The sequence below is a fragment of the Nocardia sp. SYP-A9097 genome (assembly GCF_009649815.1).
In the GTDB taxonomy this organism is placed as follows: domain Bacteria; phylum Actinomycetota; class Actinomycetes; order Mycobacteriales; family Mycobacteriaceae; genus Nocardia.
Genome location: NZ_WJIC01000088.1, coordinates 1 through 854 on the forward strand (window position 1 = coordinate 1; position 854 = coordinate 854).

General features: G+C 61.7%; 1 protein-coding gene. It reads right to left on the reverse strand.

The genetic code is table 11. The annotated features are described in order from the left end of the window. Positions 1–854 (reverse strand): condensation domain-containing protein (locus GFY24_RS40855; RefSeq protein ID WP_228567175.1); only part of this gene is annotated, 854 nt, incomplete at both ends.

The following is an 854-nucleotide window of genomic DNA, read 5'->3' on the forward strand; positions in this document are numbered from 1 at the left end:
CATCACACTCAACACCCGAGACCACGCCGCCTGCAACACCGTACTCATCGTCGAATCCAACTGCCGCACCAAAGAATCCAGCGCAAGCGTCATCGACTCCGACACCGAGAAACTCCGCGACAACCGCTCGGACGAACTCCGCTCGGCAACAGCGTCAACCCCGAGCGGATCGATGATCGTCGGTGTCTCGAACCCCTTGAACTTGTTCCGCCACAACGTATTCGAAGCGGCGGCGTCCTGATCGGCAAGCCACGCCAGATAATTCCGATACGGCACCGGCGCGACCATGCTTTCCCCGCGATACGCAAGGAATATCTCCGCCAGGAGAATCGGCAAAGACCAACCATCGACAACAATGTGATGCATCGTGACGACGAAGCGATATCTGCCGGGCGCCACTCTCAGCAGGGAAGCTCGGAATGGAGACTCCCGATCCAGATCGCCGCATGCGGCCCGATCCTCCCCAGCCAATTCCCGCAGACGCAGCTCCCGCTCCGACTCGGAAACACCGGCCAGGTCCACAAACCGCCACGGCACCTCCGGGGCTTTCAACACAACCTGCACCGGCCGCGTGAACTGCTTGTAGACGAACCGCGCGCTGAGTTGCGGACGGCGATACAGCACAGATTGCACCGCGGCGCGAAAGCGCTCCACATCCACCGCACCCGCCAGGGTCAGATCCAGTTGGGTGGCATACAGATCGGAGCTCTCGTCCTCGTATGCCGCATGGAAGAGCAGCCCTTCCTGCAGCGGAGCCAACGGCAGGATATCGGCGACCTCGAATACCGACTCGAGCTCATCGATCTGCGCCTGACCGAACTCCCGCACCAGCAGATCAGCGGGCACCAGCCCAC